The sequence below is a fragment of the Pantanalinema sp. genome (assembly GCA_036704125.1).
Classification (GTDB): domain Bacteria; phylum Cyanobacteriota; class Sericytochromatia; order S15B-MN24; family UBA4093; genus JAGIBK01.
Genome location: DATNQI010000028.1, coordinates 1 through 24,161, shown reverse-complemented (window position 1 = coordinate 24,161; position 24,161 = coordinate 1). Strand labels below are relative to the sequence as shown.

Here is a 24,161-nt window from a genome sequence, read left to right as displayed (position 1 = left end):
GGCCTCCTCTCTGGCGCCTTCAGCGTCCGCGCCGGCGCCAGGCGAACGCGAGCGCTCCTCCCAGCAGGACGATTCCGGCAGCCCCAAGCAGCGCACGCCGGCGGGGCGCGTCACGCGCGGGCTCGGGCGCTCCTCGAGGGGCGCCTTGCCTGATGGCCAGGCTCAGGACCTGGGCCAGGTGCAGCGCCTTGCGGGGCGTGCTCTGCCTGATCTGCTCGCGGCAGCTGAAGCCGTCCGCGATCACGAGGGTCTCGGCGTCGGCCTCGCGCACGGCAGGCAGCAGGACGCGCTCGCCGACTTGCATGGCCACCTCGTGATGCTGCTCTTCGAAGCCGAAGGCGCCTGCCATGCCGCAACAGCCCGAGTCGAGGATCTCGAAGTCGAGGCCGAGCCGCTTGAGCAGCGTCGCGTCGCCGTCCATCCCCATGATCGCCTTCTGGTGGCAGTGGCCCTGGACGATGGCGCGGCCCCCAAGCGCGGGGGGCGAGTAACCCTGGCTCACCAGGAACTCGCCGAGCAGGAAGACCTGCTCCTTGAGGCGCTTGGCGTCCTCGTCGTCGGGGAAGAGATTGCCGAGCTCGTCCCTGAAGACCGCCACGCAGCTTGGCTCGAGTCCCACGATCGGCGTGCCCCGGCGCAAGGCCGGGCGCAGGGCCCGGAGGATCGTCGCGAGCTGCGTCTCGGCCTGGTCGAGGAAGCCGTAGTCGTAGAGGGGGCGGCCGCAACAGAGCTTGCCGCCAGGCAGCACGACGCGGAAGCCGGCGTCCTCCAGGACCTCCACGGCGGCCATGGCCACTTCGGGCTGGAAGTGGTTGCTGAAGGTGTCGGCCCAGAGCACGACCGGCGGGGCGTTTGTGCGCTTGGCCTCGCGTTCGGAAAACCACTGCTTGAAGGTCGTGGGGGCGAAGGCCGGGATCGCGCGGGCTGGGGCCACCCCGGCGATCGCCTTGGCGACCTCGCGGAGGAGGGGCGTCTGGGTGGCGAGGTTCGCGAGCCAGGGCACCCGAGAGGCCAGCTCGGCCCAGCGCTGGATCTGCCCGAAGGCGTAGGCCGCGCGCGGGCGAAGGCGGCCCTCGTAGTAGTGGGAGAGGAACTCCGCCTTGTAGGTCGCCATGTCCACGTTCACGGGGCACTCGCCCTTGCACCCCTTGCAGGCCAGGCAGAGATCGAGGGCCTCCTTGACGCTCGGCTCGCGCCAGCCGCCCTTGAGCACGTCTTGCTGGAACAGCTCGAAGAGCAGGCGTGCGCGCCCGCGGGTCGCGTGCTTCTCCTCGCGAGTGACCATGTAGCTCGGGCACATGGTGCCCATCTTTTCCTTTCGGCACTCGCCGACCCCCACGCAGCGCAGGGTCGCGCGCGAGAAGCTGCCCTGGTCCTGGGGGAACTTGAAGTGGGTCTTCGGCTGGGGCGGCCGGTAGCCGGTGCCCAGGCGCAGGTTCTGGTCCACGCGGTAGGGATCGACGATCTTGCCGGGGTTGAGCTTGCCCTCGGGGTCCCAGATGGCCTTGAACTCCTCGAAGGCCTCGAGCAGCTCGGGGCCGTACATCTTTCCCAGGAACTCCGCCTTGGACTGCCCGTCGCCGTGCTCGCCGGAGATGGATCCCCCGAAGCTCACGACCAGGTCGCTCGCGTCGGAGACGAAGGAGCGGAACTTCTCGATGCCTGCGGCCGTCTCGAGATCGAAGTCGATCCGCGTGTGGACGCAGCCTTGCCCGAAGTGACCGTACAGGTCGCAGCCGTAGTCGTAGGTCTCGAGCAGCTCGCGCAAAGCGCGCAGGTACGCCCCGAGCTTCTCGGGGGCGACCGCCGAGTCCTCCCAGCCCTCCCAGGTGAGGGGCTTGCCGGGCACGAACGCGGTCGCGCCGAGGCCGGATTCGCGCACCCGCCACACGATCGCCTCCTGGGTCGGATCGTCGAAGAGCTTCATGGTGGGGGGATGCGCGAGCTTGGCGAGCTTTCGCATCAGGGCCCGGGCGCGCGCGTCCGACTCGGCCTTGGTCTCACCGCCGAACTCGGCGAGCAACCAGCCGCGCCCATCCGGCAAGAGCTTCAGGTCCCTCGGGTGCAGCCCCTTCACCGTCATGTCGTTGACGAGCCGATCGTCCATCCCCTCGAGGCCGATCGGGTCGGCCGAAAGGACCTCGAGGACGTGATCGCCCGCCTCGAACACGCTGGGGTAGCCCAGCACCAGGAGGCTGCGCGCCGGGGGGCTGGGGACGAGCCGGACGGTCGCATCGAGCACCATGACGCAGGTGCTCTCGCTGCCCACCAGCGCCCGGGCCACGTTGAAGCCGTTCTCCGGCAAGAGCTCGTCGAGGGCGTACCCCGAGACCCGGCGCGGGATCTTCGGGAAGCGCGCGCGGATCAAGGGGGCGTAGCGATCGCGCAGGGAGAGGAGCTTTCGGTAGCGCTCGGCCTGCGCGCCGCCCGCTTCGAGGATCCGCTCGAGCTCCGCCTCGTCGGTCCTTCCGACGCGCATCCGGTGGCCGTCGTAGGTCAGGATCCCCAGCGTCTCGACGTTGTCGGAGGTACGGCCGGCCATGACCGAGTGGACGCCGCACGAGTTGTTGCCGATCATCCCGCCCAGGGTGCAGTGGGTGTGGGTGGCAGGGTCCGGCCCGAAGGTGAGCCCGTGCGCTTCGGCTGCCTCTCTCAGGCGGTCCAGGACGATGCCCGGCTCGACGCTCGCCAAGCGCGCCTCGGGGTCCAGCCAGAGCAGCCGATGCATGACCTTCGAGAAGTCGAGCACGACGGCCACGTTGCAGCCCTGGCCCGCGAGGCTGGTGCCGCCGCCGCGCCCGAGCACTGGAGCCCCGAAGCGGCGGCAGGTCTCGAGGGTCGCCACCACGTCCTCGGCGTCGCGGGGGATGACGACGCCGATTGGTACCTGGCGGTAGTTGGAGGCGTCGGTGGCGTAGAGGGCGCGGCTGCCGTCGTCGAAGCGTACCTCGCCCTTGATGCGCTGGGCGAGCGCCGCTTCGAGCGCTGCTGCCTGGCCGCCCTCTCGAAAGAAGGCGATCCGGGGATCCGTCTTTCGGCTCGTGCGTGACTGGCGCATGCCCTACCTCCTTAGATCGCGTAGCGCTCCGCGTCGGCGCGCTTGAAGGAAAGCCCGAACCCGGGGCGCTTGCGGTCGGGTTCGAGCGCGCCGTCCACGGGCGAGAGGACCCCTTCGAAGAGCATGTGCTCGATGCGCGCGTGGTCGTGGAAATACTCAAGGTGCCGGACGCCAGGGACCGCGCAGCAGACGTGCGCATGCAGGCTGGGGGCGGTGTGCGCCGAGAGCGGGATCATGTGCGCCTCGGCGAGGGCGGCGGCCTTGAGGAAGCCCGTGATGCCGCAGCAGCGGGTGGCGTCCGCCTGCAGGACGTCCACGGCCCCGGCCTCGAGCATGCGGCGGAAGTAGGGGGGATCGAAGCCGTACTCGCCGGCGGCGATGGCCATGCCCGCGGGGGCGCGATCGCGCAGCAGGCGCAGCCCCTCGAGATCGTCCGAGGAGACGGGCTCCTCGAACCAGCTCACCTGGCAGGCCTCGAAGGCCGCGGCGAAGGCGAGGGCCTCCTTGCGCGCGTAGGCGCCGTTGGCGTCGACGAAGAGCGAGGCCTGCTGCCCGATCGCGCGCCGCGCCGCTCGCACCCGCTCGAGGTCGGCGGCCGGATCGCTGCCGACCTTCATCTTGACCATCGTGAGCCCCTGGTCGATCCAGCCTCCGAGCTGCCGTGCGAGGTGTTCGAGGGAGTAGGAGGTGAAGCCGCCGCTGCCGTAGAGCGCGATGCGCTCGCGCGCGGCCCCCAGCAGGCCGACGACCGGGACCCCGAGGGTCCTCGCCTTGAGGTCCCACAGCGCCGCGTCCACGGCCGCGATCGCCATGCTGGCCACGCCGGGCCGGCCCAGGTTGCGGACGCTTCGGATCATCGCCTCCCAGGCGGCCGGGATGTCCAGGGCGTCCCGGCCGATGAGCAAAGGAGCGAGTGTCTTGTGGGCGACGAGGCCCGCCGCCTCGTGGGCGTAGGTGTAGCCGAGCCCCGTCGTCGCGCCCGCATGCGCCGTCACCAGGACCAGGGTCGTCGCGTCCCAGGCGATGGTGCCGTCCGCCTCGGGCCCATCCGTCGGGATGCGGTAGGCCGAGACCTCGATTCGCTCGATCGGTGCGTGCATCTCGGATCACTCGGCGAAGGCGATGGTGCTCAGCAGGGCGTTCTCGGCCTGCCGCGAGTCGAGCCGGGTGTGCTGGACCACGATGGGGACGTCCGACTCGATGACGCTTGCGTAGTCGGTCCCGACCGGGATCGGCTCCGGATCGCTCAGGTCGTTCATGCGAAGGTGGAGCGTCCTGCGCGCGGAGACCTGGATGCGGTACGGCCCGACCGGATCCCGGTTGCTGAAGTACACGGTGATGGCGACGTGGGCGACGCGATCCGAGGTGTTGAGCAGGCAGATCGCCTCGTGGCTGACCATCTCGGGGGCCGGGCCGTGGCTCCAGGCGGGTAGGTAGCCTTCAGCGATCGCCCAGCGGGTCCGCCCAATTGAAGAAGCGCTCATCTGCCCCCCCTTTGCGGCCGTTGCGGGTGCGGCGTGGGCGCATCCTAATCCCCCGCCATTGGGCGAGTCAATTGCCACTCGGCCCTTCCGGGAGGCCGTTTCATCCTTTCCTCTGATTAATGAAAAATCTCCCAAAGGTTTACCTGGACTTGGGAAACTATTCCTGTTAACGGCCCGATAACACCCTCGTGAGTGAAGGTCGCGTGAGACGTCGAGGAGGATTCCGATGAGCAACCTGCAGATTCAGTCGCGCCGGGCCGTTGCCGCTCCCCAGCCCCCGAAGAAGCCTCAGGCGCCCAAGGCGGAAGCCGGCGAGGATCGGGGCCTCACCACCAAGGACGTGCTCAAGCTCAGCGGCAAGGCCGCAGGTGGTGCCGCGGCCGGTGCCGCCGCGACCTGGACCTACGACCTTTTCTTCCACTTCGGCAACAACGGCGGCACCAGCTACGGCGGCGGCGTCTACGCGGCGGGGGCTGCCGTAGGTGCCGCCATCGGCGCAGGCCTGGGCCTTCGCAAGTACCACAAGCAGCAGGAAGAGCAGAACGCCCAGGGCCGCTAGGTCTCTGGGCACGGCAGGAGGGCGTCTCGTGAGCGGTGTTGTCATCCAGCAAAAAGGGGCTTCTGTCGTCGCCCCCCGGGCGCCTCGGCGCCCCGCTTCGCCCGAGGCGCCGGTGCCTGGCCTCGCCAAGCAGGACGCGCTTGCGCTCTCGCCAAAGGCCCGCAAAGAGACCTACGCCAGTCCCGCCGAGGCGGCTGCCCAAGGCGCTGCCGAGGGAGCGGCGATAGGCGGGGCGATCGCCAACGCCGCGATCGGCACCATGATGATCCGCAAGGGCCTGCAGGGGGCCGCCGCCCTTCCCACCCGGGCGGCCGGAAAGGTCCTGCCGGTGGTGGGCATCGGCCTTTCGGCGTGGGGGATGGCCGCCTCGGGAATCGCCCTGAAGAACCAGCTCGGCGCCGAGACGATCGACAAGCGCGCCGTGGCGGCGAGCGGCCTGAGCTTCGTCGGCAATGCCCTGATCGCCGGCGGCAGCGTCGCCGTCCTCACGGGCGTCGGCACCGCCCCTGGTCTGGTCGCTTCGGGTGCCGGCTTCGTGATGACCGCTGCCTCCGCCCTGATCGCTCCATAATCCCTACCGAGACTCACAACACAAGCTCAGCGCCCGGATCCGACGTCGGATCCGGGCGCTGAGCCGTTGAATGGGAAGCTGCTACCGCAGCTTGAACGCGGGGGTGTTCAGGGTGGGCAGGAAGCTGCCCACGCCCTGGACGAACTCCGGCACGTCGACGAACGGATTGCGGTTGCCCTGCAGGCGGTAGACCGCGTCGTTGCGCGCGCGATCCAGCGCCGTGACGGGGTCCTTCGCGTGCCACTTCTTGAGGGTCGCTTCCTCGTGCCGGAAGTTCGAGAGGTCGGCCTGCTGGCCGTAGACGGTGTAGAAGTAGAAGAGCGCCCGGGCCGTGTTGCCCTTCTGCTCGTCGCGCGGCTCGAACACCGTCTCGCCGCTCGCATCCAGCCCGAGCTTGCTGCCACCCTCGCTCCAGGTGACCGTCACCACCTCCCCGAAGGGAAACGAGCTGCGCATGGAGTTGGCGTTGCAGTCCGTGGGGAAGAGGTGATGGAGGTCCGACTTCGCCACTCCGACCGCGCCCTTGCTCTGGGGCCAGGTGTGCTCGGCGTTGAAGCCCTTGCCGTTGCGATAAGCGGAGTTGCGATCGGTGATCTTGTCCAGCTGGCGGTCGGTGTAATCGCACTCGACGACGTCGTCGCCGTCCAGGTCGTCCACGTCGGCGAACATGACGTCGCGGGCGCGGTCATAGCCCAGCTCCTTGTGCTTGGAGACGATGCCGGCGAGCGAGCGCAGCAGGGACTGGCCCTGCTGGCCTTCAGCCGCCCGGTAGTAGTCGGCCGGGGCCTGGTCGAAGGCCTTGGTCCTGGACGTGCCGTACGGCGCGGGCTGCAGGTGCTGGCTGGTCCCGCAGGCGGCGAGCGACGAGGCGAGAAGGACGGACGCGAGGGCGATCACGAATGGTTTCAAGGCTTCCTCCGGTCGGGTTCATGCGTGAATTTAAGAGAAGGTTAACACACCTCGACTCATGAAGGGAAGCCCCTCGGTCGGCTAAAATCGAGAAAAGAAGAGAATTTTAGGCTCCATTCCCCTGCGGACAGGGTCGGATAAATTATCTTCAGATTAAGGGCGGCTCTCGACCCGGGCCCCCTCGGCCTTGCGCGCGCCGAGTGTGCTGCCGATCGAAGCGACGATGACGCTGCCGATCGCCAGCCACTGCCTCGGCGTCAGCGTCTCGCCGAGGACGATGAACCCGATCACCGCCCCCACGGCGGGCTCCAGGCTGAGCAGGACGCCGAAAGTCTTTTTGGGGAGGCGCCTGAGCGCGATCATCTCCAGCGAATAGGGGAGCGCGCTCGACATGATGCCGACGCCGAGCCCCGCGAGCATCAGCGACGGATTGAAGAGCGCGGCGCCGGCATGGGCGAGCCCGAACGGGAGGACGACCAGAGCGGCGACCGTCAGGCCGAGCGAGGTCGCCTGACCGCCGTGCGCCTTGCCCGCTCTCTGGCCGAAGACGATGTAGAGCGCCCAGCACACCGCAGAAGCGAGGGCGTAGCCGACGCCGAGCGGATCGAGCCGGTTCGCGCTCTGGTGGAGCGGCAGCAACAGCAGCAACCCCAGCACCGCGAGGCCGATCCAGACGAAGTCCCTGGGCCTGCGCGAGGCGGCCATCGCGACGCAGAGCGGTCCGGTGATCTCGATGGCGATCGCGATCCCGAGCGGGATCGTGCGCAGCGCCATGTAGAACGTCAGGTTCATCAGGCCGAGCGCGGCGCCGTAAAGGGCGATCGTTCGTGCCTCGCGCGCGGACAGCGGCAGGCGCCAGGGCCGCCAGATCGCAAGCAGGATGACGGCTGCGAAGGTCACGCGGAAGCTCGTGGTGCCCTGCGCCCCGATCAGCGGGAAGAGATGCTTGGCGAACGAAGTGCCGAGCGTCAGGGAGAGGATGCTTGCGATCAGCGCCGCGACGGGCAGCAGGTTCCTGGCGCTATTCAATCGTCTCTTCCACGCGCGCGTCTCCTGTTCCCGTGGTGCCCGGCTACCATCACCTTACCACGGGATCCTGCAGCTGCCTTTCGATCGCCTCGTGGCTCGCCAACACGAGAGACCTGGCAGGCAGCGCGCCAGGGGGCGCCGAGAGCGCCCCCTGGCCGCCGAGCCAGAGTGCGGTCCCGGGCGCGAGCTCGCTCGCGAGCCGATCGAGCTCGGAGAGCTGCGCCTCGTCGGGGCTGTTGACGACGCTGATTCCCACGGCGAATGCCCCGATCTGCTTGGCGGCGAGGGCCAGCCCGGAAGCGGGGAGGTTCGGGCCCAGGTAACAGACTGGAACCCCGCACGAGGCGATGGTCAGGGCTGCGACGAGCAGCCCCATCTCGTGTGGCTCCCCTGGCAAGGTTCCCAGCAAGACCGGTGCATGGAGCCTGTCGATGTGTCGCGTCCTCAGGAGCGCTCCCAGGAGGCTTCTCAAGAGCGAGGTCGCCAGGTGCTCTGCGGCGATTCCGAGCGGATACTGCGACCACCGGGCGCCGACGTGCTCCAGCACGGGCAGCACGACCTCGCGGATCAGCTGCGCGGCAGGAATCACCACAGCGGCCTGGCCGAGCGCTTCATCCGCCGCCGTGTAGTCCAGCCGCTCGATCGCGGCGATGATCCGCTGGGCAGGCAAGCCCTGGTCATGCGCGCGAGCAGGCGCGACGGGCGTGACGAGCGAGGCCAGATCGGCGTCCGCGAGCGTGGCGATCCGGCCGATGGCGTGGCCGGCTCCTGTCGCTTGCTTGAGCAACAGGAGCCGCGCGACATCGCGTTCGCTGTAGAGGCGCAGGTTTCGTTCGGCGCGAACGGGCGAGATCGCACCGTACCGCCGCTCCCAGGCGCGAATGACGTCCGAGCTGAGGCCCGTCAGCTGGCAAACGGCCTTGATCTGATACTTGCCGGAGTCTGGCATGAGGGTCCTCCCGCCTACTTTCTACCCGAGCGGGGGTGGTTTTGTCAATTATTTGTAATGGACAACTCATTGACAGGATCGAGGTGCCTCCCTACACTCCAGGCACGTGGAGGAAATGGAGGTGTCCATGAACGTCTTCGAAGCGAGCACCCCTCTCGAGCGGCGCCATCAGGCCTTCGCTCAAATTGGAACCCAGCGGATCGCCATCACGGGCGCCTCGGGGTTCGTCGGCACGCGGCTCGGATCTTTCCTCGAGACCGGCGGGCACGCCGTCTGGCCGCTTGTGCGGCGCGAGGCGGGCGCGCATGAGATCTCGTGGGACCCGGCGCGGGGTCAGCTGGACCTGGAGGGGCTCGAGGGCGCCGACGCGGTGGTGCACCTGGCGGGCGAAAGCATCGCGGGCGGGCGCTGGACGCCGGCTCGCAAGGCCGCGATTCTCGAGAGCCGCGTGGAGGGGACGCGCTTGCTCGCCGAGGGACTTGCAAAGCTGCGCCGAGCGCCCAGCGTCCTGGTCTGCGCCTCGGCGATCGGTTACTACGGCTCGCGCGCTGACGCCGTCCTCACCGAGGACAGCGCGCCGGGCACTGGCTTTCTTTCCGAGGTTTGTCAGGCCTGGGAAGCCGCCGCCGAGCCCGCTCGCCAGGCGGGAATCCGGGTCGTCCACCTGCGAACCGGCGTCGTGCTGTCCGCGCGCGGGGGGGCGCTCGCGCAGATGATCCTGCCCTTCACGATGGGGGTCGGCGGGGTGATCGGCGGCGGCCGGCAGTGGATGAGCTGGATCGGCTTCGACGACCTCATCGGGGCGATCCACCATGCCCTCTTCACCGAGGCCCTGAGGGGGCCCGTGAACGCCACCGCCCCGCAGCCGGTGACCAACGCGGAGTTCACGCGGATCCTGGGAAAGGTGCTCGGCCGGCCGACGCTCTTCCCGTTGCCGGCCCCGGTCGTTCGCCTGATGTTCGGCGAGCTCGGCGACGCCTTGCTGCTTCAGGGAGCGCGCGTCCTGCCGACGAAGCTGCAGGCCACCGGGTTCACCTTCCGTCAACCCGATCTCGAGGCGGCGCTTCGCAGCGAGCTCGGTCGCTAGGAGGCCCCCCATGCCGGCTGCGCCCTACTACCTCTGGGACTTCTGGTACATCGCGGCCCGGTCGCACCAGCTCAAGCCCCGCAGGCCCCTGGCGGTCACGATCATGGAGACGCGCCTGGTCCTCTACCGCGACGGGGCCGGCGAGGTCGTGGCGCTGCGCGATCGCTGTCCCCACCTGGGGGCCTCGCTCTCGCTCGGTCGCGTGAACGATGGTTGCTTGAGCTGTCCCTTCCACGGCTGGACGTTCGACGAGCAGGGCCGCTGCGTGGCCATTCCGGCGCTCGGCGAGCCGTCGCACAGGCTCGCGAACCTGCGCATTCCCCGCTACCACGCGATCGAGGCGGGGGGCCTCATCTGGGTGTTCTTGAGCCGGGATCCTGCCGCCGCTCCCGGAGGCGACCCGGTCCCGCCCGAGGTGCGCGAGCACGGCTGGGCTTGGGGGATCATCGAGGACCTGTGGCCCACCAACTTCACGCGCTTCGCGGAGAACATGCTGGACATGGGGCACCTCCCGTTCGTTCATGAACGAACCATCGGCCGCTTCGCCAAGCAGCGAGGCCCCCACGTGCCGAAGGTGACGCCTCGCCCCGACGGCTTCGATCTCGAGGACGGCTTGCTGACGTTCCGGCTGCCCAACGTTCACCGCCTCTCGATCTCGCCGAGGATGGTCAACTACATGTGGGGCGTGCCGGTCGGCCCGACGGAAACCCGCGTCTATATCCTCGGCCTGCGGCGCTTCGCCCGTTCGAAGCTGCTGACGCCCGTCTTCAACCGCTTCAATCGAAGGGTCCTCGAGGAGGACCGGCGGATCATCGCCAGCCAGGAGCCGAAACACGTCACCTTCGGGCCCGGCGGGGATCTGCTGATGAGGCCGGACAGCGCGGCGCGGGCGTATCGCCACCTGCTGGAGCGGGTCCTGGACGGAGGCCCGGCCCACGACGAACCGATCGAGCCCTGAGCCTCAGGGGATGACCCGGGAGCGCTCGGCGTCCTCTGGCAGCTTCGAGGCGATGAAGGGCAACTCGAACCAGAAGGTGCTTCCCTGACCCTGGGTGCTCTCGACCCCCACCTTGCCCCCGTGGGCCTCGACGATGGCCTTGACGATGTAGAGCCCCAGGCCGACGCCGCTTTCCCTTCCATCCTTCGTGTTCGCCAGGCGGCTGAATCGCTCGAAGAGCTTCGGAAATTCCTCGGGGGGAATCCCCAGGCCGTCGTCCCTGACTTCGAAGCGGACACCGTCCTCGCCTGGGAGCGCGCGCACCTCGATGGTGCTGCCCTCGGGGGTGTACTTGATGGCATTGAGCAGGAGGTTTCTGAGCACCTGGCCGATCCGCTGGGTATCCCCTTCGACGGCGGGACAGCCCGCGCCGGGCTCGTGGCTGATCACCTTCCGCTTTTCGGCGGCCATGGCCTGCAAGTCGACGACGGCGTTCCTGATGGTCGCGTGGGGATCGAGCGATCGCATCGTCAGGGCGAAGCGTCCGGACTGGAGCTGGCCGGCATTCAGCAGGTCGTCGAGGAGAATGGAGAGTTGCCCGGCATTGCGCTGGATCCGGTCGAAGTACGTGGCGAGCAGGGGGTGATCCTCCGCATGCCCCGTGTGCTTGAGCACGCTCATCGAGCCCAGGATGATCGCGACGGGCGTCCTGAGCTCATGGCTGACCGTGTTGAGGAACTGGTCTTTGAGGGTCTGGGCCTCGCGAATGGCTGCGATCTGGCGAGAGTGAGCATGCTCCTGGTCGATTCGGTCGTAGAGGCTCATCCAGACGGCCAGCTTGTCGATCAAGCTCGTGATGAGGTTGCGATCGCTCACGGAATAGGGGACTTCCGAGCGCTTGGGACCGATGACCACCTGTCCGATAGCCTGGCCCTTCACTTCCAGCGGAAAGTGCAGGCTGTCCCCGTCCGGGTCGGGCAACCGGAAGGCATGAAGGTCGTGACCACCCCGCGAGTCCCTCAGCTCCCACGACGCATCGGGAGTCCGCAGAAAGACCGCGCTGAACCTGGGATGAAGGGTGTCGTCGAGCAGGTCCAGGAACGCGGCGAGCAACGAGGCGCGATCGGAGGTCTGCTGCGCCTCGCTCGTGAAGGCGGCGCGCACCGCGTCCGGGTCGTAGGTCGTGCGAAAGAAGCGCCTGTCCAGCCAGGCCTTGATCCGGTCGCGCGCGGGCGAGAAGCAGAGAGCGACGATGGCGGTCGCCACGAAATTGGCAAGCGCCGAATGGGATCCGAAGCTGAACGAGACCAGGCCCAGGACCGCCAGGTACAGGGCCACCAGGAACACGCTGAGCAGCGAATAGGTCAGCGAGGGCCTGAGGAGGATGTCGATGTCGAACAGCTGATGGCGCGCGATCGCGTAGGCGATCGCCAGCGGCAAGATGATCCCGCAGACCGAACCGATGTTCAGGATCGGGCCGTCGTATCGAATGAGCGGTCCTATGAAGAGCATGAGCAGGGGGAGCAGGGAAACGGAAGCCCCCAGCAGGATGATCTGCGCTTGTACCTTCTCTCGCGCCGAGCTGCTCTTGCTCAAGACCGCCCAGATCGGAACCAGGACGACGGTGAGGCCGCCGAGGACGGCGTAGATCGCCGTGCCCAGGTGAGTCAATGGCCTGAGCGAGGGTTCCGAGTAGAAGGCGAACGAGAACATGCTGAGCGCCAGGCTGAACAGGGCGATGAGCATGACCATCCCAGCGAAGTGCCGCCGGGCGATGCGACGGGGGAAGAGAAGGACCAGCGTCAAGGCCGTCAGGCCCTGGAGAGCGCGCACGAAGACGACCGTGGTCGGGGGCAGATAGAAGGTGGTGTTGGAATCGAAGATGGACAGGAAGTTGAGGGCGCCCGCGACACAGAACGCGAAGTGGGCTCTGGCCACCAGGTCGCCGGGCTTGAGGATGGAGACGACCACTCCGATCAGCAGGTAGAAAACGCCGGACAACCAGAAGCCCAGAGAGTAGGCGATCCAATCGTCGAGTTCGTAGCGCTGGGTCGGGATGACCTTGGTCAATCGTTCGCGGCCTCCGGTCCAGGACACGCGCTCGATCTCGTAGCGAAGGGGTGACCCCACCGGCCTGGTCCGAACGTACTGATAGAACTCCTTGCCCGAGGCGAAGGCCATGTCGTCGACGCTCATGACGCGATCCATGGGCATCAGGTGGGCCTGGGTGCCGCTCCACGACGAAGGAAGCTGGACGTCGACGACCCGATCGCTCAGGACCTTGAAGCCGGGAAATGGGCGGTCGATCGTCTGGAAGGAGAGGATCAGGCTAGAGAGGGCATATCCCCCGAGGAGCAGGAGCAAGGCGTAAAACGCGACGGAACTGGCCTTGAACGGGTGCGAATGAACGCGGACGCGGGTCGGGTTCACGCTTGCTCCTCATGTTCTGGCACGGCCAAGCGCCTGCGGCGCGTTTCAGGCGAGGTGACCCCCCGAATAAGCAAGGGGAAAGGGTTCCTGCCGCTGCCGAAAAGACAGAAAAATGGCGACATGCTAACAATCAAGCATGTCGCCATTTTTTTAGTACCCGATACGGGATTCGAACCCGTGTTACCGCCGTGAGAGGGCAGCGTCCTAGGCCTCTAGACGAATCGGGCGCGTCGTCGAATTGCCTTCGATGTATTCATAATAGCACAGTTTGATTGGCTTGCAAGCCCCTTGCCAAAAAAATTTCCGCTCGCTTAGTGCCCCCATAACCTCAAATCCAGCGGGGACGGGCCTTTTGGTCCCGATGAAATTCGCTCTCTGGCTGCACTTCAGCCTGCGCGATCGCCTGAAATGGCCGGAGCGCCCCCTTCCGTTGCGGGTTAAGGGGTAACAGAGCGAGGGTATACCTCCCGGGACGGAGGTCGTTGCTCGATGAATCGCATGTTTCCCCTTGGTGTCGCGGCGCTGATGGTCGCGGGCTGTGGCCCCTCCTTCGACGAGCGCCACCTGGACGGCCTGGACCTCGCAGGGGCGACCATCGCCGAGTTCCGGGCCAAGTACGGCCCCGAGGACGAGCGCACTCCCCTCTACGTCATGGGGCTGCCGGTCTACCATCGCCTGCTCTTCAAGCTGCTCCCCGAGGATGCGAGCCGGATCACCACCGCCCCCTCGGGCAAGCTCTTCGTCGACGAGGGGTCCTCCCACAACGCGATCCGCGTCTGGCTGCCGCTGCCCAAGGCTCCTCGCAGCTACGAGGATGCCCTCGGCCGCTGGGACAAGCCCAAGCGCAAGACCATCATCCAGCCCTCGGCGGGAGGCTCGCTGCCCCTCAACCTGATCGGGATGCGCTACGCGGAGTTCGAGGTCAACGAGATGGAGGTCGGCCTCTTCTACGACGGCGAATCCGATCGCGTCGCCGTGATGACCTGGGCCCCCCTGTTCAAGGCCGAGGACGAGAGCGCCAAGAAGAAGGACGAGGATCACTGATCAGGCGGCGAGGTTCTTCACCATCACGAGCTCTTGCAGGCCGTCGCGGGTCGAGCGGAACAGCACCAGGTCCATGAGCTGCTTCATGAGGAACACGCCGAGGCCGCTGGTGCGGCGCTCGGCCGCGTGCGCCTCCAGGTCGACCGGAGGCAGGCGATCGCCTTCGAAGCGAACCCCCGGGTTGGTCATGATCACCCGCACGTGGTCGTTCTCGCGGTACAGCTTGAGGGCGATGCTCGAATTCCGCGGGGAGCCGGCATGGGCGATGACGTTGGCGAGCGCCTCGTCGATGGCGAGGGTCAAATCCGCCAGGGGCGCCTCGGGGAGGCCTTCCAGGCTCTTGGCCACGAAGCGCCTGGCGCTCGATAGCGACTGGGTGTCCGGCAAGAAGCGCATCTCGGCGTAGACGTCGGCCTTCAAGGGTATCGACACGGCAACCTCCCCTTTCGTCTGGTGACTTGGAGGATTGTGCCCCGCCTGCATTGCGCGGGTTTTACCCGCCGGTTGAGAAGAGGTGTGGGTCAGCCTTCGAGGGCGGTCAGGGGCAGGGTGGTGGAGGCCCCCGCCGGCGAGCTGATGATCAGGGCGTTGCCCTCGTCCTCGTAGATCGCAGCGACGATCCGGCAATCCTGGCACGCGTACAGCCGTACCGTCGCGCGCTGCAGCGCGCGCTGGCACGAGGGGCAGATGAAGGCTTGCTCGGTCGACATATGCCCCTTGTACCCAATCCTGCTTCGATTACTGCTTGCCAATTCTCGCAGCACTCGTGCGGGCGGCGCCTCAAGGAGCGAGGCGCTGGCCGCCGATTGAAGGCCCGCTCGAGACGTTGCCGCCGAGCCAGGCCAGGAAGGCGTCGGGGCCGCTGCCGGCGATCGCGGGCCCCGAGAGCCCCCCTCCGAGGCTGACGGCGAACGGGGTGCCGGGCGCCGAGAGGTCCTTGTCGAGGACCTGGGCGAAGGCGCCGGGGGCGTCCGGGCGGCCGTCGATCCACGCGAGAAGGTAGCGGTTGGCGTCGAGCGAGGCGATCGCAGGCCACGCCTCCTCGCCGTGGCCCGGGTGCAGGGCCCCCAGGTAGGTCGGGCTCGTGCCCAGGGCCGTCCCCCCCACGACGCGCCGCGCGCCGATCTCGCGCTGGCCGCCTCGGGTCTCGGACCAGACGGCCATCATGTGCCCGAGGCCTCCCGTCAGCCACGGCTGACGCTGGCTGTTCGGCCCTTCGGCCACGCCGAAGGCGCTGAGCGCCGCCACCCCCGAGTCGTTGACGACCCGCGCCATCACGTCGGTGTCGGCGCCGATGGCCTGCTCCCAGCACACCGCGTACGCCGATCCGTCCCAGGCCGCGCTCGGACGCGAGGCGTTGCTCGCGACCAGGGTGGTCGGGGCGCCGAGGCCGCTCGAGTAGAGCCGGCACTGGATCGACGACGGGGATTCCTGCCACGCGACCAGGGCGTCGTTGACCCCCGGGGCCACCGCCAGCGAGAGGACGCCCGGCCGTGTGTCCGCCAGGGTGAGCGGTCCCCCGGATGGAGCGCCGCTGGCGTCGAGGCGCTGGAGCTTGATCTGTCGGCTGCCGGCGCTGCCGTCGGCGTAGGCCAGCCAGAACTTGCCGCTGCCCCACGCGAGGACCGGCATGGGGTCGGCCGGAAAGCTCGCGGCAAACGTCAGGTCGCTCGCGGCCCACGAGGTGCCGCTCAGGCGCTGGCCCTGGATGCGGTAGGTCCCGTTCGTCTCGTCGTAGCCGCTCCAGAGGGCGATCGCCCCTGCCGAGCCGACCGCGACCGAGACCCTGCTGCCCGGCGCGCCGGTGCCGTGCGAGAAGGGAGATCCCACCGTGGGCGAGACGAACACCCGCGCCTCGCTCGAGATGGTGCCGTTGAAGAGGGTCGCAAGCCCGCTTCCTATCGCGTGGCCCTGGTACTGGCCCGGGGTGGCCGGGTCGGGGGCGAGCACGGCGTCGGGGGTCGCCGCCCATGTGACGAACGGCGCCGAGATGGCCTCCCCGGCGCTGTCGCTCGCGAGCGCCGTGAAGCGGAACGAGCCGTTGAGCGGGAGGATGAGGGGACCCGCCGGCGAGAGCCTCAGGTCCGCGATCACCTTGAAGTCGGCGGGGCTGACCCCCGAGATCAGGCCGACCTTGACCACGACCCTGCCGCTCTGCGCGCCGTTGGGCACCCTGGCGCGGATGCGCTGGTCGTTCTCGACGGTCACGTCGCTGAGGCGCACCCCGCTGAGGTAGACCTCGACGGTGCTGCCGAGACCCGCGGACTTCCCGAAGTTCTGGCCGATGATCTCGAGCTGCGAGCCGGGCCCTCCCATCGCGGGGCGCAGCTCGCCGACGACGGGCGGCGTCAGCGAGAGCGGGATGGCGTCGAGGCTGGTGACCTCGCCCGGCCTGACCTCCACGTCGGCGAGCTCGCCCCGGCCGAGGCCCTGGTTGGTCGCCACCAGGCGGAAGCGGCCGGCCGGCACGTTGCTGAGCCTGAAGTTGCCCTGCTCGTCGGTCTTGACCAGGTAGCCGAGGCCCGGGGTGAAGACGTCGGTGCCGAGCAGGTTGATTCCTGCGAGGTTGGGGGTGGTGATGCGGCCCGCGATGCCGCCCACGGGCGCCAGGCGCATGTCGCCCAGGTCGAGCATCACCCCGGATCTCACCGCCACCGACTGGCGCACGGCCTTTCGCTCGTCGGACTGGATCGCCTCGACGTTGACCTCGCCCACCGGAGGGCTGGAGAAGGAGAAGCGCCCGTCCGTGCCGGTGCGGACCTCGGAGGTGGTCTCGCTGATGCCCTGGGTCGAGAAGGGGATGCCGTTGGTGAAGGGGATGGCGTTGGTGAAGCTCGCCCGCACCAGCACCCCGCCCACCGGGCGCCCCTGCATGTCCAGGATCCGCCCGCCCAAGGGCGAGGGCGTGGTGGCCTGAGTGCCCCACGGCCATGGGCAGCCCCCGAGCAGCGCCGCCGTGAGGCAGGCCGCCGCGAGGGTCCATCGGAAGCTCGTCTGGGCGCTGTGGCGCATGCGGCTGCCTTTCCGTGCGACGGGGGAACATTCGCTTGCTCGATAATAGCGAAGGGGGAGGGGGGACGGCCTCGTGGGGGTTGACCAAACAAGTTAGCTAGGTGGGGGAAGGCCGCGCTCGCCCCCTTGCCGGGCGAGGCTCTCCCGGACGCCGCTCATCTTGAGCGAGGCGAGCAGACGATCCGCCTCGCTCGCGGCCCGAAGGGCGTCCTCGGGCCTTCCCTCGGCCCGCAGCAGGCGCGACGAGAGCAGGAGGTGCCGGGCGCGATCGAGCGGGGTCTCGGCCTGGGCGAGGCAGGTCTCGGACAGCCCCAGGTGCCTTCGCGCCTGGGCCAGGTCCCCGAGCTCGAGGGCCGCCTGTGCCTGGGACCTGGCGATCGCCCCGCGCCGCAGCCGATCGCCCTGGGCCTCGGCGAGGCCCAGGGCCCGCTGGTGCCACCGGGCGGCCTCCGGGTAGTCGCGCGCGGCCAGCTCGATGTCGCCCAGGGCCGCGCAGGCCTCGGCGATGAGCTCGGTCTCCTTGATGGCCTCGAGCAGCCCGAGCCCCTCGAACAGCACCGCGCGCGCCTGATCCAGGTCCCCCCTGAGGCGCAGGGCCTCCCCCAGGGCGCAGAGCGAGGCGCCGATCCCGAACCGGTCGCCGAGTGTCTTGCGGATCTCGAGGGCCTCGCGGTGGTGCCGCTCGGCGTCGATGGCCGCGCCGCGCCGCGCCGCGAGATCGCCCAGGTTGTTGAGGACGGTGGCGACGTGGCCCTGGTCCCCGATGCGCTGGTAGATTCCGAGGCTGCGCTGGTAGTGGCCCTCGGCCTCGCCCCAGGCCCCGCAGTCGCTCTCGACCATTCCCAGGTTGTTGAGCGAGGAGGCGATCGCCGCCAGGTCCCCCGCGCGCTCGCGCGAGGCGAGGGCCTGGGTGTGGGCCCGGCGCGCCTCGATCCAGCGGTTCTGGCGGTAGTGGACGATGCCCACGACGCTCAGGGCCCGGGCGCGCTCGAGCTCGAAGGACCCGTTCGAGAGCTCGTCGAGGGCCTCTGCGCAATCGGCCAGGCAGGCTGCGTGGTCGCCGCCGCGCAGCTTGAGCCAGGCGCGGTTGACGAGCAGGGCGGCGCGCACGGGGACCCCGGGCAGGACCAGCCCCAGCGCCTCCTCGTAGCACTCGAGGGCCGCGCAGAAGGCCCCGCGTCGCTCGTGGAGGCCTCCGAGCGACTGCAAGAGGCGCGCCCTGGTCACCGGGTCGCTGGCCAGGGCGAGGGCGGCCTGGAGCCGCTCCTGGGCCGAGCCGTACTCGCCGAGGGTGGTCTCCACCTCCGCCAGGTCGAACAGCAATCGCCCCAGGCGCTGCGGGGCGTCGTCGCAGTCGAAGCGATCCAGGAGGGCGACGGCCTCGCGCAAAAGGGTCCGGGCCTCGTCGTTGGCGTAGGTCAGCCGCGCCAGGCTCGCGGCGCGTTGCAGGTAGGCGAAGGCCTTGGGGGCCTCGTCGGCCTGGAGGAAGTGGCGGGCGAGCGTGGAGACCTGGCCGTCGTGCGTCCCCTGGTGGTGCTCGAGGTGGTGGGCGACCCGGCGGTGGAGGTCGCGCCGCTTGCGCTGGAGCATGCCGTAGTAGACGACCTCGTGAACGATCGCCTGGTTGAAGGCGTAGCCGGCGGGCTCGGCGGGGCGGATCCACTCGCGCTCGGTGAGGCTCAGCAAGGCGGCCTCCGCCTGGGGGTCGAGCGCGACCGCGCGCAGCACCGCCGGGTCGAACACCCGCCCGATCACCGCGGCGACCTCGAGCAGCTCCCGCTCGCTCGTGGGCAGGCGATCGAGACGCGCGGCCACCAGCCCCTTGAGGGAGGGGGAGAGCCCCGCCTCGACGTCCGCCCCCTCCATGATGGATCGCACCAGCTCCTTGAGGACCATGGGGTTGCCCTCCGATCGCCGGACGGCCGCCTGGAGATCCTCGGGGGGGAACGCGCGCTCGGAGGAGAGGCTCTTGGCCAGGGCCAGGGCCTCGCTCTCGCCCAGGGGGCGGACCGAGAGCAGGCTACGGTCGAGGCCGCTCGAGGAGGTTTCCTCGGGCAGCCGGGTGCCCGGGCGCGCCTGGGCGAGCACCATGACGGGCCCCGCCTCCTGTGAAAGCGCCTTCGCGAGCGTCTCGAGCCACCCCCACGAGGCCGCATCGACCCACTGGACGTCCTCGACCACCAGGATCATCGCCTCCTGTCGGGAGGAAGCGACCAGGGCCCGGATCGAGGCCGAGACGGCCGCAGCGATCCGCAGCTGGTCCGCGACCCCCTTGAGCGGCTCCTCGGTGGCTGCGATCCCCCAGAAGAGCGCGATCAGCGCCGCGTCCTCGTCGCCGCTGCTGCCGAGCGCCGCCAGGCGCGAGTCGAGCTTGGCCCTGAGCTCCGCCGGGTGGGCCCCCGGCCCCAGGCCGAGCCACGCCTCGAGGAGCTGGCGCGCCAGCTCGAACGCGCGGTCCTGGTGATAGGAGACGCCGCGCCCCGAGAGGATCTGCGCCGAGGGGCGGGTCTCTTGCAGGAACGCGTCGACCAGGTGAGTCTTGCCGACCCCCGCGTCCCCGATGAGGGTGACCCACTGGGCCACCCCGCCGCGGGCGGCCTCCCAGTGATCGCGCAGGGCGGCGCGCTCGCGCGAGCGCCCGACGGTCTGCAGGCCGAGGCGCCGCACGCCGAGCGCGGCATGGCGGGCGATCAGCTCGAAGGCGACCACCCGCTCGCGCTTGCCCTTGAGGGAGAGGGGGGGCACCGCACGGTAGTCGAAGGCGTGCTGGGTCAGCCGGTGGGTTTGCTGGCTGACGAGGATCGTCCCGGGCTCGGCCGCAGCCTCGAGGCGTTGCGCCAGGTTGACCGCATCGCCCATGACGGTGTAGTCGCGCTTGTGGGCGCCGCCCACCTCGCCCGCCACCACCAGCCCGGTGTTGAGGCCGATCCGGACCTTGAGCCCGAAGCCCATGCGGGCCTCGAGGTCCGCCGCGAAGGCCTGGGCGGCCTCCTGCATGGCCAGGGCGGCGCTCACGGCGCGCGCCGGGTCGTCCTCGTGGGCCAGAGGCGCGCCGAAGATCGCCATGATGGCGTCGCCGATGTACTTGTCGACCACCCCGCCGTAGGCGTAGATCGGGGCGGTCAAGGCCGCAAAGCACTGGTTGATGATCTCGGTGACGGCCTCGGGATCGAGCTGCTCGCTCATGGCGGTGAAGCCCGAGACGTCGGCGAAGAGGACGGTGACCACCCGGCGATCACCCACCGCGGCATCGCGTGCGCCGGCCTGGAGCCGCGAGCCGCAGCGGCTGCAGAAGTTGGCGTCGGGCTCGACCGAATGCGAGCAGGCGGGACAAGGCTTCATCGGGCCCTCCTCGATCGCGCCCCGGCTGGGCGGGGACGCCCCGTCCCCACCTTATGCAACCAGCACCTGCGAGACAACCGAGCGTTAGCCAAGGTTCTTCGTCCCGCTGCCCAAGCCCGCCGAAAGCCGCGTCGAAGGGAGCTATAATGGGTTACCTTGCCCCCGACGTCCGCGAAAGGCCCCGCGATGACCCCTCAACCCCCGCTTCATGCTCCTTCCCGCGCCGCCAAGACCGTGTTTCTGGCGGCGGGAGGCGCGCTCGGTTTTCTGCTCGCCGTCATGGTGGCCGTGATCGCCTTCAAGGGGGAGACCACGACCCGGCCCTCCGGCCTGCGCATGCCTGCCGGGCCGATCGAGACCCGGTACGCCGCGCTCATGCTGAGCGAGGGGCACGAGGTCGCCTTCTACGACGGCGCCAGGGTGAGCGTTCTGGTGAAAGAGGCCGAGTGGAAGGCCCTGGGCAAGGGGGATCGCTTCGCGCGTTTGCGCTTCTTGAGCGACAGCAAGGCCAAGCTCGCCGCCCTCCAGCAGGAGCGCGGCGACAAGGTCGCCTACACCATGAGCGTCAAGAGCGCCGAGCAGCATCGCCTCCTGGCCGAGGAGACGGACTTCAACCCCAAGGTCTACGATTGAGACGAGACGCCCCCCGGTTCGCTGGAACCGGGGGGCGTCGGCCTAGGGGCGCTCGCAGAGCTCGAGCAGGACCCCGTGGGTGCTCTTGGGGTGGACGAAGGCGATCAGCGCCCCGCCCGCCCCCTTTCGCGGCGCCTCGTCGATGAGGCGGTAGCCCCTGGCCTTGAGGTGAGACAGCGCCTCGGCCACGTCGGCGACCCCGAGGGCCACGTGGTGGATGCCCTCGCCGCGCTTCTCCAGGAACTTGGCGATGGGGCTGTCGGGGTCGGTCGGCTCCAGCAGCTCCAGCCGGCTCTCGCCCACCTCGAAGATGGCGGTGCGGACCTTCTGGTCGGGCACCTCCTCGATCTCGTGCAGGGGAAGGGCGAGCCCTTCGGTGTACATGGGCATGGCGTCCGCGAGCGAGTGCACGGCGATGCCGAGGTGGTCGATCCTGCCGATGACGAGCAGGCTGGCTTCGAGCATGGCCCTACACCTTCACGGTGGCGCGGTAGGCCCCGAAGGCCTTGCGCAGGACGTCGCTGATCTCGCCCACGGTGGCGTAGGCCTTGACCGCGCGCAGGATGAGGGGAAGGAGGTTCTCCTCGCCCGAGGTGGCCCGGGCGAGCGCGTCGAGGGCCTCGCTCACGGCCTGGCCGTCGCGCTCGGCCTTGAGGGCGCCAAGCCTCACCTGCTGGGCGTTCTCGACCGAAGGATCGATGCGCTGGATGGGCATCGGAGCCTCGTCCTGCACCTGGAAGCGGTTGACGCCGACCACCACGCGCTCGCCGGACTCGACCTGGCGCTGGTAACGGTAGGCGCTCTCGTGGATCTCCTGCTGGAAGAAGCCGTCCTCGACGCACGCGAGGACCCCGCCCTTGGCCTCGATCTGCTCGAAGTAGCGCGAGATCCCCTCCTCGATCTCGGAGGTGAGGGCCTCGACGTAGTAGGATCCGCCGAGGGGATCGACGGTGCTGGTGACGCCGCCCTCGTAGGCGATGACCTGCTGGGTGCGAAGCGCCGTCAGGGCCGAGGCCTCGGTCGGCAACGCGATCGCCTCGTCCTTGGAGTTGGTGTGCAGCGACTGGGTGCCGCCGAGCACCGCGGCCATGGCCGAGATGGCGGTCCGGACGATGTTGTTGTCGGGCTGCTGGGCGGTCAGGCTCGAGCCCGCGGTCTGGGTGTGGAAGCGCAGCTGCAGGCTCTTGGGGTCCTTGGCATGGAAGCGATCGCGCATGATCTTGGCCCACACGCGCCGCGCCGCGCGGAACTTGGCGACCTCCTCGAGCAGGTCGGTCCACGCGCAGAAGAAGAAGGAGAGCTGCGGGGCGAAGCGGTCCACGTCCAGGCCCCGGTCCAGCGCCGCCTGCACGTAGGCGGTGGCGTTGGCCATGGTGAAGGCGACCTCCTGCACCGCGGTGCAGCCGGCCTCGCGCATGTGGTAGCCCGAGATGGAGATGGTGTTCCAGCGGGGCATCACCTCGGCGCAGTAGGCGAAGATGTCGGTGATGAGCCGCATGGAAGCTGCCGGCGGGTAGATGTAGGTGTTGCGGGCGACGTACTCCTTGAGGATGTCGTTCTGGATGGTGCCCGTCAGCTTCTCGGGGGAGACGCCCTGCTTCTCGGCCACCGCCTGGTACATGCACAGCAGGATCGCCGCCGGGGCGTTGATGGTCATCGAGGTCGAGACCTTGTCGAGCGGGATCCCCTCGAACAGCACCTCCATGTCGGCGAGGCTGTCGATGGCGACCCCGGTGCGGCCGACCTCGCCCACAGCGAGCGGGTGGTCCGAGTCGTAGCCCATCTGGGTCGGCAGGTCGAACGCGGTCGAGAGGCCGGTCTGGCCCTGGCCGAGCAGGTACCGGAAGCGCTGGTTGGTCTCCTGGGCGGTGCCGAAGCCCGCGTACTGGCGCATGGTCCAGAGCCGGCTGCGGTACATGGTCGGCTGGATGCCTCGGGTGAAGGGGAACTGCCCCGGCAGGCCAAGGTCGCGGAGGTAGTCGAGGCCCTCGGTGTCGAGGGGGGTGTAGACCCGCTGCACCGGCACGCTGGAGCCGGTCACCGTGCCCTCGGGGCGCTCGGGGAACTTGGCGAGCATGCCCGTGACCTTGGTCTCCCACTGGCCGAGCATCTCGGCAAGGCCCGGGATCGTCTGGTTGCGAACGGTCTCTTGCATCTTACTTCACCACCGCGAGCACCTGACCGCCCTCGACGGTTTGGCCCGGCTTGACGTTGAGCTCCACGACGGTGCCGTCGACGGGCGCCGTGATCTCGGTCTCCATCTTCATGGCCTCCAGCACCACGAGGGGGGTGCCGGCGGTGACCACCTGCCCGAGCTCCACCGGCACCCGCGAGACGGTGGCGTGCATGGGGGCGGTAAGGGAGCCCGAGGCGGCGGCCAAAACCGCAGAGCGGCCCGCACCCGGGCGCTTGGGCTTGACGGCCGTGAGCGTCGCCTGGGCGCCGATCTCGCTGACGGTGACGGCGAACAGCTCGCGGTTGACGACCACCTCGAACTGGCGCTCGGTGCCGCGCTCGCGGGGCTCGTCGCCCGCGACGACCGTCGCGAGCGGATCGAGAGCGGGGGGCGCGAGCTTCGCGAGGTCCTCCTTCGTCATCTCCTGGCCGATGAAGTGGGTCGTGAGGTCGCCCGAGACGAAGGAGGGGTGGTCGAGGATCGAAAGGTGCAGGGGGATGGTGGTGGGGACGCCCTCCACGATCATCTCCTTAAGGGCGCGCTTCATGCGGGCGATCGCCTCGGGGCGATCCTTGCCCCAGGTGACGACCTTCGCGATCATCGAGTCGTACTGGTCGGGGATGCGGTAGCCCGAGTAGACGGCATCGTCGATGCGCACCCCGAGGCCGCCGGGGCGGCGGTAGCGGGTGATGAGGCCGGGGCTCGGGCGGAAGTTCTGGCTCGGGTCCTCGGCGTTGACGCGGCACTCGAGCGACCAGCCGCGGGGCTGGAGGTCGCCGAGAAGCCAGTCGGCGATGGCTTCGCCCGCGGCGATCCGGATCTGCTCCTTGACCAGGTCGACCCCGTAGACCATCTCGGTGACGGTGTGCTCGACCTGGATGCGGGTGTTCATCTCGAGGAAGTAGAAGTTCTTGTCGGCGCCGACCATGAACTCGACGGTG

Annotated in this window: 20 protein-coding genes and 1 tRNA gene; 6 read left to right on the top strand and 15 right to left on the bottom strand. The window is 69.1% G+C overall.

The window, feature by feature from the left end; translation table 11 throughout:
• Positions 1 to 19: 19 nt before the first annotated feature.
• From V6D00_04230 to V6D00_04220, 3 genes are read right to left on the bottom strand one after another with little or no spacing between them, the layout of a single operon-like run.
• Entirely contained in the window at positions 20 to 3,058 is a 3,039-nt protein-coding gene (locus V6D00_04230) for an FAD-linked oxidase C-terminal domain-containing protein (GenBank protein ID HEY9898367.1), read from the bottom strand.
• An 11-nt stretch (positions 3,059 to 3,069) separates the two neighbouring features.
• A complete protein-coding gene (locus V6D00_04225) occupies positions 3,070 to 4,158 on the bottom strand; it encodes an enolase C-terminal domain-like protein (protein HEY9898366.1) in 1,089 nt (362 codons plus the stop codon).
• Between the two features lie 6 nt (positions 4,159 to 4,164).
• Positions 4,165 to 4,542: a sensory rhodopsin transducer gene (locus V6D00_04220; protein HEY9898365.1), complete on the bottom strand. Its 378-nt coding sequence runs from the start codon at positions 4,540 to 4,542 to the stop codon at positions 4,165 to 4,167.
• 226 nt (positions 4,543 to 4,768) lie between these two features.
• Between V6D00_04220 and V6D00_04215 the strand changes: the two genes are divergently transcribed.
• A complete protein-coding gene (locus V6D00_04215) occupies positions 4,769 to 5,101 on the top strand; it encodes a hypothetical protein (protein HEY9898364.1) in 333 nt (110 codons plus the stop codon).
• Positions 5,102 to 5,129: 28 nt separating this feature from the next.
• Complete coding sequence (locus V6D00_04210) at positions 5,130 to 5,672, top strand: hypothetical protein (GenBank protein ID HEY9898363.1); 543 nt, start codon at positions 5,130 to 5,132, stop codon at positions 5,670 to 5,672.
• An 81-nt stretch (positions 5,673 to 5,753) separates the two neighbouring features.
• On the opposite strand, the gene V6D00_04205 is transcribed toward V6D00_04210, so the two are convergent.
• The 3 genes from V6D00_04205 to V6D00_04195 form a co-directional block, all read right to left on the bottom strand.
• Positions 5,754 to 6,581: an endonuclease gene (locus tag V6D00_04205; GenBank protein ID HEY9898362.1), complete on the bottom strand. Its 828-nt coding sequence runs from the start codon at positions 6,579 to 6,581 to the stop codon at positions 5,754 to 5,756.
• Positions 6,582 to 6,734: 153 nt separating this feature from the next.
• A complete protein-coding gene (locus V6D00_04200; protein ID HEY9898361.1) occupies positions 6,735 to 7,610 on the bottom strand; it encodes a DMT family transporter in 876 nt (291 codons plus the stop codon).
• A gap of 49 nt (positions 7,611 to 7,659) precedes the next feature.
• Positions 7,660 to 8,559, bottom strand: a complete 900-nt coding sequence (locus tag V6D00_04195) for a MerR family transcriptional regulator (GenBank protein HEY9898360.1) — start codon at positions 8,557 to 8,559, stop codon at positions 7,660 to 7,662.
• Between the two features lie 127 nt (positions 8,560 to 8,686).
• Here V6D00_04195 and V6D00_04190 point away from each other — a divergent pair, with 127 nt between their 5' ends.
• Together V6D00_04190 and V6D00_04185 are read left to right on the top strand one after the other, a co-directional pair.
• Positions 8,687 to 9,646 carry a TIGR01777 family oxidoreductase gene (locus tag V6D00_04190; GenBank protein HEY9898359.1) on the top strand — a complete coding sequence of 320 codons (960 nt, stop codon included), beginning with the start codon at positions 8,687 to 8,689 and terminating at the stop codon, positions 9,644 to 9,646.
• A 10-nt stretch (positions 9,647 to 9,656) separates the two neighbouring features.
• Positions 9,657 to 10,604, top strand: coding sequence for an aromatic ring-hydroxylating dioxygenase subunit alpha (locus V6D00_04185; protein HEY9898358.1), 948 nt, complete (start codon positions 9,657 to 9,659; stop codon positions 10,602 to 10,604).
• Between the two features lie 3 nt (positions 10,605 to 10,607).
• On the opposite strand, the gene V6D00_04180 is transcribed toward V6D00_04185, so the two are convergent.
• Both V6D00_04180 and V6D00_04175 read right to left on the bottom strand, forming a co-directional pair.
• On the bottom strand, positions 10,608 to 13,013 hold the full coding sequence (locus V6D00_04180; GenBank protein HEY9898357.1) for an ATP-binding protein: 2,406 nt from the start codon (positions 13,011 to 13,013) through the stop codon (positions 10,608 to 10,610).
• Between the two features lie 154 nt (positions 13,014 to 13,167).
• Positions 13,168 to 13,240 (bottom strand) — tRNA-Glu (locus V6D00_04175).
• A 262-nt stretch (positions 13,241 to 13,502) separates the two neighbouring features.
• Between V6D00_04175 and V6D00_04170 the strand changes: the two genes are divergently transcribed.
• The gene (locus V6D00_04170) at positions 13,503 to 14,057 is read left to right on the top strand and encodes a hypothetical protein (GenBank protein ID HEY9898356.1); all 555 of its coding nucleotides are present in this window, start codon (positions 13,503 to 13,505) and stop codon (positions 14,055 to 14,057) included.
• On the opposite strand, the gene V6D00_04165 is transcribed toward V6D00_04170, so the two are convergent.
• The 4 genes from V6D00_04165 to V6D00_04150 form a co-directional block, all read right to left on the bottom strand.
• Positions 14,058 to 14,489: an ATP-binding protein gene (locus V6D00_04165; GenBank protein HEY9898355.1), complete on the bottom strand. Its 432-nt coding sequence runs from the start codon at positions 14,487 to 14,489 to the stop codon at positions 14,058 to 14,060. It abuts the gene before it with no gap.
• An 89-nt stretch (positions 14,490 to 14,578) separates the two neighbouring features.
• A complete protein-coding gene (locus V6D00_04160; GenBank protein HEY9898354.1) occupies positions 14,579 to 14,767 on the bottom strand; it encodes a hypothetical protein in 189 nt (62 codons plus the stop codon).
• A gap of 70 nt (positions 14,768 to 14,837) precedes the next feature.
• Positions 14,838 to 17,069 (bottom strand): hypothetical protein, encoded by a 2,232-nt coding sequence (locus V6D00_04155; protein HEY9898353.1) that lies wholly within the window; start codon positions 17,067 to 17,069, stop codon positions 14,838 to 14,840.
• A 93-nt stretch (positions 17,070 to 17,162) separates the two neighbouring features.
• A complete protein-coding gene (locus tag V6D00_04150) occupies positions 17,163 to 20,411 on the bottom strand; it encodes an adenylate/guanylate cyclase domain-containing protein (protein HEY9898352.1) in 3,249 nt (1,082 codons plus the stop codon).
• Between the two features lie 186 nt (positions 20,412 to 20,597).
• Here V6D00_04150 and V6D00_04145 point away from each other — a divergent pair, with 186 nt between their 5' ends.
• Positions 20,598 to 21,044 (top strand): hypothetical protein, encoded by a 447-nt coding sequence (locus tag V6D00_04145; GenBank protein ID HEY9898351.1) that lies wholly within the window; start codon positions 20,598 to 20,600, stop codon positions 21,042 to 21,044.
• 42 nt (positions 21,045 to 21,086) lie between these two features.
• Here V6D00_04145 and mce read toward each other — a convergent pair whose 3' ends face one another.
• The 3 genes from mce to V6D00_04130 all read right to left on the bottom strand — a co-directional run.
• Positions 21,087 to 21,509 carry a methylmalonyl-CoA epimerase gene (gene mce, locus V6D00_04140; protein HEY9898350.1) on the bottom strand — a complete coding sequence of 141 codons (423 nt, stop codon included), beginning with the start codon at positions 21,507 to 21,509 and terminating at the stop codon, positions 21,087 to 21,089.
• A gap of 4 nt (positions 21,510 to 21,513) precedes the next feature.
• The gene (locus V6D00_04135; GenBank protein HEY9898349.1) at positions 21,514 to 23,199 is read right to left on the bottom strand and encodes a methylmalonyl-CoA mutase family protein; all 1,686 of its coding nucleotides are present in this window, start codon (positions 23,197 to 23,199) and stop codon (positions 21,514 to 21,516) included.
• Between the two features lies 1 nt (position 23,200).
• Positions 23,201 to 24,161, bottom strand: a 961-nt coding sequence (locus V6D00_04130; GenBank protein ID HEY9898348.1) for a biotin/lipoyl-containing protein, incomplete at its 5' end; no start/stop codon positions are given.

Coding starts and splice junctions, on each gene's coding strand:
- V6D00_04230 (HEY9898367.1), bottom strand. CDS start 3,058: ATGCGCCAGTCACGCACGAGCCGAAAGACGGATCCCCGGATCGCCTTC.
- V6D00_04225 (HEY9898366.1), bottom strand. CDS start 4,158: ATGCACGCACCGATCGAGCGAATCGAGGTCTCGGCCTACCGCATCCCG.
- V6D00_04220 (HEY9898365.1), bottom strand. CDS start 4,542: ATGAGCGCTTCTTCAATTGGGCGGACCCGCTGGGCGATCGCTGAAGGC.
- V6D00_04215 (HEY9898364.1), top strand. CDS start 4,769: ATGAGCAACCTGCAGATTCAGTCGCGCCGGGCCGTTGCCGCTCCCCAG.
- V6D00_04195 (HEY9898360.1), bottom strand. CDS start 8,559: ATGCCAGACTCCGGCAAGTATCAGATCAAGGCCGTTTGCCAGCTGACG.
- V6D00_04190 (HEY9898359.1), top strand. CDS start 8,687: ATGAACGTCTTCGAAGCGAGCACCCCTCTCGAGCGGCGCCATCAGGCC.
- V6D00_04185 (HEY9898358.1), top strand. CDS start 9,657: ATGCCGGCTGCGCCCTACTACCTCTGGGACTTCTGGTACATCGCGGCC.
- V6D00_04170 (HEY9898356.1), top strand. CDS start 13,503: ATGAATCGCATGTTTCCCCTTGGTGTCGCGGCGCTGATGGTCGCGGGC.
- V6D00_04160 (HEY9898354.1), bottom strand. CDS start 14,767: ATGTCGACCGAGCAAGCCTTCATCTGCCCCTCGTGCCAGCGCGCGCTG.
- V6D00_04155 (HEY9898353.1), bottom strand. CDS start 17,069: ATGCGCCACAGCGCCCAGACGAGCTTCCGATGGACCCTCGCGGCGGCC.
- V6D00_04150 (HEY9898352.1), bottom strand. CDS start 20,411: ATGAAGCCTTGTCCCGCCTGCTCGCATTCGGTCGAGCCCGACGCCAAC.
- V6D00_04145 (HEY9898351.1), top strand. CDS start 20,598: ATGACCCCTCAACCCCCGCTTCATGCTCCTTCCCGCGCCGCCAAGACC.
- mce (HEY9898350.1), bottom strand. CDS start 21,509: ATGCTCGAAGCCAGCCTGCTCGTCATCGGCAGGATCGACCACCTCGGC.
- V6D00_04135 (HEY9898349.1), bottom strand. CDS start 23,199: ATGCAAGAGACCGTTCGCAACCAGACGATCCCGGGCCTTGCCGAGATG.